This window comes from Cysteiniphilum litorale (assembly GCF_003428165.1).
Classification (GTDB): domain Bacteria; phylum Pseudomonadota; class Gammaproteobacteria; order Francisellales; family Francisellaceae; genus Caedibacter; species Caedibacter litoralis.
Genome location: NZ_QLIQ01000060.1, coordinates 1 through 8807 on the forward strand (window position 1 = coordinate 1; position 8807 = coordinate 8807).

7 protein-coding genes are annotated in these 8807 nt (G+C 34.9%); 4 read left to right on the forward strand and 3 right to left on the reverse strand.

The window, feature by feature from the left end; genetic code table 11:
- Window positions 1-163 precede the first annotated feature (163 nt).
- A complete protein-coding gene (locus tag DNJ75_RS13625) occupies window positions 164-3220 on the reverse strand; it encodes a Tn3 family transposase (RefSeq protein ID WP_117004000.1) in 3057 nt (1018 codons plus the stop codon).
- Between the two features lie 104 nt (window positions 3221-3324).
- Between DNJ75_RS13625 and DNJ75_RS13630 the strand changes: the two genes are divergently transcribed.
- Window positions 3325-3951, forward strand: a complete 627-nt coding sequence (locus DNJ75_RS13630) for a recombinase family protein (protein WP_456064308.1) — start codon at window positions 3325-3327, stop codon at window positions 3949-3951.
- A 1-nt stretch (window position 3952) separates the two neighbouring features.
- Window positions 3953-4603 carry a YoaK family protein gene (locus tag DNJ75_RS13635; protein ID WP_117004001.1) on the forward strand — a complete coding sequence of 217 codons (651 nt, stop codon included), beginning with the start codon at window positions 3953-3955 and terminating at the stop codon, window positions 4601-4603.
- 44 nt (window positions 4604-4647) lie between these two features.
- Here DNJ75_RS13635 and DNJ75_RS13640 read toward each other — a convergent pair whose 3' ends face one another.
- Complete coding sequence (locus tag DNJ75_RS13640) at window positions 4648-5448, reverse strand: hypothetical protein (RefSeq protein WP_150468890.1); 801 nt, start codon at window positions 5446-5448, stop codon at window positions 4648-4650.
- A gap of 191 nt (window positions 5449-5639) precedes the next feature.
- On the opposite strand from DNJ75_RS13640, the gene DNJ75_RS13645 reads away from it, so the two are divergent.
- Window positions 5640-7823: a biotin/lipoyl-binding protein gene (locus tag DNJ75_RS13645; protein ID WP_117004003.1), complete on the forward strand. Its 2184-nt coding sequence runs from the start codon at window positions 5640-5642 to the stop codon at window positions 7821-7823.
- Between the two features lie 23 nt (window positions 7824-7846).
- On the opposite strand, the gene DNJ75_RS13650 is transcribed toward DNJ75_RS13645, so the two are convergent.
- On the reverse strand, window positions 7847-8419 hold the full coding sequence (locus DNJ75_RS13650) for a hypothetical protein (protein ID WP_117004004.1): 573 nt from the start codon (window positions 8417-8419) through the stop codon (window positions 7847-7849).
- Window positions 8420-8578: 159 nt separating this feature from the next.
- On the opposite strand from DNJ75_RS13650, the gene DNJ75_RS13655 reads away from it, so the two are divergent.
- Window positions 8579-8807, forward strand: a 229-nt coding sequence (locus DNJ75_RS13655) for a type IV secretion system DNA-binding domain-containing protein (protein WP_157968355.1), incomplete at its 3' end; no start/stop codon positions are given.

Here is an 8807-nt window from a genome sequence, read left to right on the forward strand (position 1 = left end):
GTCTACGCTTCACAGTCATTGTTACCTTTGACCGCGCAAGACTCGCTACGTAGTGGTCTAGTCAACCTTCTACGGCAGGACTTTCACCTGCAAGATCAGTGCGGCTTGTCCTAGCGCACTGGAAGAACCCCCAAAAAGGTGGATCGTTATTTGATCACACCTATTAAGACCTTATAATACCGAGCTTTTTCAGCTGTTTTTCAAGACTTGATATAATCTCTTGTAGATCAATATTAATCTCACCACCATTAAATTTATAACGCCCAGTAAAAGTAATATGAATCCAAGCCATTGGTGATATTCTTAAAAACTCCTCTAACTCTTCGGTTGTCGCTCCATTTCTAACCATCTTTTCATATAGACTATTAAGAATAATTGCATTGTAGGCAACGATAACATTAGATACCAGCCTTACGGCTTGTGTACTGACATCTTGCCCAACAATGCGCTTACTTTTAAATATGCCATAATACATATTGCGAATTAATTTCTGCAGCTGATGATATGATTCTGTCCTGTTACGTGCAATTTTCATCGCTTTTCGCATGGGCATATCATCAATCATGTTGAGTATATGCAATGATTTGAAGATTTTATTGTATTCATAAAGCGCTTTCCTTAACCCCGCATACCGATCATGAGAGTTTAATTTTCTTATGATTGTTGCTTGCGTATTTTCTTGAAGAATTAGTGACAATAATGCTCGAGTAATCTCACGCTTATATTTTCTGATACATTCGAGGTTAATCTTATCTTTTGGTTTAATGATTGCGCCCTCAAACTGAGGTAGATCGCTGAATGAGTAGAGTTCATCAGCTTCAGAGACGACATTTTTTATGCTGGGCATATATTCGACGTCAATAACATCAAGAGCGACAAAATTAATCTTATTTACCGAATGATTGTCACCGGTTACGGCCTGTATTTTTATTTCGGATCGATTACTGTAAATCATGTCATAAAGGTAATGACCTTCATATTCATTAAGACCAATGTTTTTAACATTAACTGCAATAAAATTCGCTATTAATGAGAGTACAGATAACCCGTTGCCTTTTCCGAGATATTTTTTAGAGTATCGAGATTTGATGGTACTTGTTTTAGTCGATGCTTTTTGACCATCATCGTCAGCAATAAGCTTATCTTCAAGTAAATTCCATGCTTTGAAAATCGATAATTTGTTAACGTAATTTGCAATAGAGATGTTAGCATCATTAAGGGTTTCAAACCGGATGAAATCTTCATGTGTATACCTTAATGTGTTGTAATTTAAATATGACATTTCAGCCATTTTGGCAACACCAAAACCAAAAGCTTCAGACAAAATACAGGCTGTAATAGCTACTGTTGTTGGTTTTGTCCGTTTAATATAACGCCCTTTAAGATGGGTGAATGAATCAAAAACATCTGTGTTGTTATCAACAAAGTTAAATATTTCTGATATATCCATTTTATTGAGGTCTTTAAAGAATGAGTCATCATGTTCTATGCTAGCCGCATAATCTAACTGCCAAGATGCCTGACCTTTATCATCATAACTGATGTGGATATTTTCATTCTGCCCGGTACTTATGCGGTTTAAAACGTGCTCCCATTTTGCATCAAGTTCATTTAGTAGATTATCTAATCTGTCCTCACAATATGCAGCAAGTTTTGGATAACCAAATCGCTCTGCTATTTCTAGAGCCTTATCCACCATGTCATCAGCGACAAAATCATCATCAATATTTTTATAGGATACACTGTCGTTACAAAACATTCGCCCACGATCAAGGTGATGATAAAGCTTTTCATAAACATAAAACTCAAAACGATGAGGATTGATATATTTATCCTGAAAAGTCGATCTAAGATACGGGACAATATGTTTAGGTAAACTTAAACCAAGATTATCAGATAGCTTGAGATCCTTTGGCTTCTTATTTTTGGAGTAGTAATCTTTAAGCATTTGAATCAATGCAATAATGGAGTTATCTTTTTTATAATGTTCAAAATTTAATGCAAGAACAATCGGGCGTAAATACATAGAGACCGTGTTAAAATTATCTTCAAAATAACGCCACCTTTCTGCTTTAACATCAAAATCAGCACCTTCAAAATATTGAGCAAATTTTTCAAAATCCTCCTTTGGTAAAATTTTATATGCTTCTTCAAATAATCTCTTGTCAGCAAGTAAATGTTGATTCTCTTGTGAGGGAAACCAACGGAAGAATTTAACCAAATTAGGATATTTTTTAACAATACTGGTGATATATTGAGATAATTGCTTCTCAACATGCTCTTTGACCTCGCTTTTTAAAATCTGCATGTAATGAAGAAAGCTAACAATCGCATGATCTGCAAAAACTTGGTATCTGTTGTAGATAAAACAGATTGAGTATAGACACTGTAAGCTTTTAGTTAGTTTTCTTAATCGAGAAGCCGGATACTGCTCGACTATGTTGCTATAATAGCGAATAGCATTATTTGCAAGCTTGGTTTTTGGAAGAAACTCTTTGGAAAACCAATATATTTCAGTTAATGCATTTATCTTATTGATGCCACCACGAACCTCACTATAGCTAAAGTTTTCTTGGTCATAGCGCATTTCTTTGAGTGATACGACATCATTTTCATCCTCTTTGTAAATCAGGTCATTTAAGGTTGTTGTGATACGTGATGGAATTTTATCGATAAGATCATTTAAGTGAGTCATTTCCTGCGCATAACTATCAGAGTATAAATCTTGGAGTGTCCGGTAGGTTGGCAGTACAATTTTCATTTTTTCAAAATATTTAATGAGCTCGCGCGCTGCATTATGGGGTTTTGGATAATGTCGAATCAGCATTGATAAGTGCTCGGTTACTCGCCCATCTTTTTTGCTATGCAGCTGATAACCAAACCCAGCCAAGACTAAATCCTTTTGGTTCTTTTCGGTACGCTTGTCTGGTGCTTTTGGGAATTCTTGATCATTTGTGAAATATTGCTCTATCAAATAGCATATATCCGATGCCATAAGATCATGATTAAATGCATAAAATTGTTGCCTAGCCTTAAAATATCCAATTTTCAGCATAATGTGGATCATAAGCGTTGGTAGATCACTGGCATTAATCAAAGACCATTGATGACTATCAAATGTAAAATATAGCTTACGTTCATGATCGTTAAACTCTGGAAAGTTATAAATCTCATCAACTTCGGAATCTGTCAGCAATGAAATACGTTTTTTATTTGACATGGAGCCCTTCTTAAAAATGGTCGTTTATGAGCAGGTTTATTGAGAATAGCTATGGCAATGATTTCTCAAGCGTCCAATATTCTCAAAAACCATTCTTGAATCTAATGATGCTGCATTATATACTTTTCACAAGTTATGAGAATATTTTTACTGCGCAAGAGAATATTATGTTAATTGGATATGCTAGGGTCAGCTCCCAGGATCAAAATTTGACATTACAACATGATGCATTGTCTAAAATTGGTTGTGAAAAAGTTTATGATGATAAATCAACAGGCAGTAAGTTAAGCCGTGAGGGGTTAAATCTGGCGCTGGAAGTACTCAGGGCTGGCGATACTTTAGTTGTATGGAAACTAGATCGATTGGCAAGATCACTTAAGCATTTGATTGAGGTAATGTCTGCGCTTGATAAAAAAGGTGTTAATTTTAAAAGCATTACTGACCAAATTGATACATCAACACCTTCAGGGCGTTTCTTTTTTCATGTTATGGGATCTCTTGCAGAAATGGAACGTGAGCTCATCATTGAGCGAACAAAAGCAGGCTTACAGGCTGCTAAAAAAAATGGTCGAGTCGGTGGGCGTAAAAGGAAAATGACTGATAGCAAATTAGAATCAGCACGCAAGCTTTTAGAAAGTGGTGCTCTACCAAAAGATGTTGCGAAAGACTTAGGCATTTCAATACCAACCTTATATCGCTGGATTCCGAGTGCGTCAAGGTTGGTTAAATAAAATGAAAAATTCAATTCCTCAATCCCCTATATGGGTATATATGTCGGCTGTTTTATTACCATTAAATGGTGGCTACATTAATGCAGCAACACTTATTAGCTTTCTTCATAATCCAGTCGGATATGTCACAGGCAACTTATCTTACTCTGGCACTTATTTCGCAGCCCAAAATTATTTGGTTTTTTGGCGCATGATTATGTTGGTGTTTTCATTTTTTATAGGTGCAGTTATTAGTGGTTTAATTATTAAAAGTGAGCAATATAACAAAGACTATCGTTATAAGATAAACATTTTATTGCAATTAGTGTTAGTGATTACTTCCATCATCCTACTGTATAATAGGATCTCATATTGCGAGTATTTACTTGCAGCCACCATGGGTTTACAAAATGCAATGACAACTCATTATGGTTCAGCACTAATAAGAACGACACACATGACAGGAACGACTACTGATCTTGGAGTGCTGATAGCGCACTGGATTAAACGAAAGAATATTGCTTTTTGGAAATTAAGGCTATACCTGATACTTATCATCTCATTCTTTGCGGGAACACTGTCAGGAGCAATAGCATTTACACATTTAGGTGCTTTATCATTGTGTTTCTCAGTAATTATTTATCTTTTGCTGATTATAGTCAGCAATAAATAGAGTATTTTTTAGATTTTTTCTGAAAAACATCCTCTATTTTACTGCTAAGTGTAAAAATCTGATGATGTTGAGACGATATCATTTGGGTATATTTCCGAGTTGCCTTTTGTAATTAATACTAGTGAATACTCTGGAGAGCTTCTATAGATATATCCTGACCCTTTTTGTTGCCCTAGGATTTTATATTTTCCATCAACTAATTTAGGTAATGAGTAAAAATATACACCATCACCCGTTTTTAGCTTATTATTTGTTCCAGCATTAATTACGACTGATTGAAATTGACCCACAAACATTTCAAAGTCATCATTAGGGATATATACAACTTTCGCTTCTATTTTAGCCTGCGATTTGAATTCAATTTGCTTAGCTTGATTTTTGATATCAGGCTTATTAAGATCAGGAATTACTAAATCATTTTCAGTTACTTCCTGCGTTGCATTTTTAATTTTAATAATCGCTATATTTTGAACATTATTTACTAAATCTGCATCTGCAATTTTAGTTGCTAGATAAACACTATCTGCACTTAATTGCTTTTGTACTCTGATAATAGAATATCGATCAATTGATTCTGTCTTGATAGGTTTTGAAATATAAATATTATCTCCATTAGTCATTAGTCCATGCTCACTTTCAGAGCCAACTATTCTAGCAGCATTTAAAAGGGTTGATTTGGATATAAAATATAACGGCTGATAATATATGGTGTAATTATCTGCTACTTCACTCGCAGATGCCTCTTTTCTTGAGGCAATCAAGGATGTAAATATAATTAATATTGCAAGAAAACAGTAAAATAATAGTTTTTTTATATTCATAGTTTCAGCCTCATCAATTGGCACATAAATAACTTAAGTCAAAGAGTTTACGTTATTTATTTTGTTTATTCCAACCAATCATAAAACAGATACATACTTAGTTGGTTTCTGCTTAAATGAGAAATTAAAATATCCTGATATATCTTTGCAACCTTGAAATTCATGATTTTCTCATCTATCTATATTATAGGTATTACTGGACTTTGGCATAGGGTATGCAAATAAATGCTACTAATACATTGCCTGAATTTTTACCTCCTTTGCGATCTGGAGTAGAAATTACAAAAGGTGGAATGGACTTTAGCAATAAACCAACTTGGGTTATTCAAGATACGCTTAATAATAGGTTTTTTCATTTGGGTTGGAAAGAGTATGAAATGTTGAAGTATTGGAGAAGCATTCCGCCAGAAGAGTTTGTTCAGTTAGTTAAATCATATTCTCTTTCTCAAATATCAATGGATGATCTTGAGAAAATGCTCAAATTTTTATCGCAAAACTGCTTGATTGAACAAAATTACTCAATACTTAAGGCCCTTAACGAACAGCAATCGCCTAAAAAAACTAACTGGTTTTTGTGGCTGGCAAAAAATTATCTGTTTTTTAGAATTCCACTAATAAAACCTAATAGGTTACTAGATAAAGTTTATCCGTATGTACGATTTATGCTTGGAAAGGGATTTGCGTTCTTCATGTTTATTTTAGCAATATTTGTACTCATTCTCACACTAAGAGAATGGGATCAGTTTACTCATACTTTTTTTGCCTTGTTTTCCCTAAAATATATATTACTGTACGGAATTGCATTAATTTTTGCTAAAAGCTGTCATGAGCTTGGGCATGCTTTCATGTGCAAAAAATTTGGACTTAATGTCCCAACAATGGGAATTGCTTTTTTGGTGATGTTTCCAATGCTTTATACCGATACTGCGGAAAGTTGGAAGGTTAATGACCCTAAAGAGCGTATTACTATAGCCCTTGCAGGAGTTGTTACTGAAACATATATTGCAATATTTGCACTGTGGGCGTGGCTAATTTTACCAGAGGGTGCATTGCGAAGTATTTGTTTTTTCCTTGCCACCTATAGCCTTATGACAACATATCTTATTAATATCAGTCCATTTTTGCGTTTTGATGGCTATCATGTTTTATCAGACATGCTAAGCATGCGCAATTTACAAACCAGAAGTTTTGCCTTAACTCGCTGGAAAATAAGAGAAGTCCTCTTTGGACTGAAGGCTCCAATTCCTGAACAATTTAATTCCACGCAACAAGCCATGCTTATAACCTATGCAAGTTTAAACTGGGTATATCGATTTTTCCTTTTCCTTGGTATTGCGCTAATGGTATATCATATGTTTTTTAAAGCATTAGGGATTGTCCTTTTTGGGATTGAAATGATTTATTTCATTCTTAATCCCATTTACCAGGAAATACGAGTGTGGTGGTCTATGAGGACTGTCATAACAGTCAATAGACATACCATTATCTTTGGGGTCACTTTATTACTTATAGGCATGATATTTTTTGCGCCTTGGCAAAGTCAAATATCCCTTCCAGCAACGCTTTCATATCAAACAAAAACACTCTATGCTGATACACCTGCACAGGTGGTGCAGCTATATATAACTAAAGGACAAATAGTAAAGGAGAACCAGTTATTAGCAGTGTTAGACTCTGAAAAGTTAGACTTCAAAATTTCTACAACAAAAGAAAAGTTAAATGAACTCCAGTGGCAAAATCGTAATACGGTTTACTTTAAAGATCATTTAGATCAAAAAATGATATTGAATGCACAGATTAATAAGACCCAGACTGATTTAGCTCAGTTGCAAGAGCAGAAAAACCGCCTACAAATTTTTGCTCCGTTTGATGGTGAAGTTGAATTCATCTCGCATGACTTACAAATAGGTGCATGGATCAAGGCTAAGCAAGCATTGATGGTGCTTGTTAACGATAAAAAAATACAACTAAGGTCATATGTTGACGGAAATAAAAAGGATAAGACTGAGATAGGTCAATCAGGGTACTTTATTCCAGAGGATATTGACTTAGCGAAAATTCCGGTGAAAGTAATGAAAATTGTCAGCTCACAACCCGGGATATTTTCATGGCAAAACCAAAATAAATCACACCTAAAGTATATTTATGAATCAGCGCCAATTAGCTCTTATGTCGCTTCACTTTTTGGCGGTAAAATAGCAGTTAATGCAGATAAGACTGGAAAGTTAACACCAAATGAAAATGTTTTTTTATTACTTCTTAAAAATACTGGGCAACTGCCATATCAACTCCCTCATGTGCTAAGAGGCGAGGTTTTACTCAATACTAAACAAGAAACTATTGCTCAACGAATATGGAGACAAATACTTATTCTATGGGTAAAAGAAAGTGAATTTTAAATGAGGAATTCTTAAGCCCCCCTTCAAAAAGAGATTTTGGGAGAGGTTATCAGACCATCTAGACTTTGTAATGGACCTAATGGCTTAATTTCATCGGTGTATGACCTGCGTTTAGGCTCCCCGGACCAAATTTTATAGACCACTAATTCATCCTGAATTATAAATATAGCCTTAAAACCCCAGCCATCGTTAACAATTTCTTTTCTAAACCCCGCAAGATCTAACAATACATTCCCAACATGCTTCTCATGTTCATACTCAATGTTGATAACATAAGCTTTACACCTTTTGTACGAATGCAGGCATTCAGAAACGGATTCAGGGATATTTTTGCCTGTACTTAATGGATCAAACCGATGCCTTACATCAAGATAGCTTTCGACCTTAACATTATTTGCTGCATACGGATTGAACCCTATATTATTTAGCTCGCTTAAGGTGGTTTTATTTGGGATGACCTTATCATATACACTTTGTACGCTATTGAAGGTTTTCCAATTGTCATTTTTCTCAACTTTTTTCGATGGTAATAAAAAGCTACAACTCATTAAAAGCTCTGATATGAAAAAGACGGTTACAACGCGCAATATAAACATAACTTATTACCAATATGTGTCATATATCAATAAGTATAGTCTCAAAAATATTTAGATGGGTACGCCTATTAAGCCATTTTAAAGGGGGATCATTTTATACAGCTTATATTGTTCAAATAGTGATCCACCTTTTTGGGGGTTCTTCCACAGGACCCGTTATTGTCAAGCTTAATGCAAGAGATGAAAAAAAGAGGGCAGACATCGTATGAATCATTGCTACAACATTGTTTAAATTTCCCATTGGAGAAACTACAAGAAGTGTTAAAAGATACCCCTGCGGAACAATTAGTTGATGGCGATATTGCTAAAACAGCGATTACGATTCGAGCGATCATTACCAACCACGTTAAAGCATTACGTTTTTTGCCACAAGAGAGTTCACGTGCTA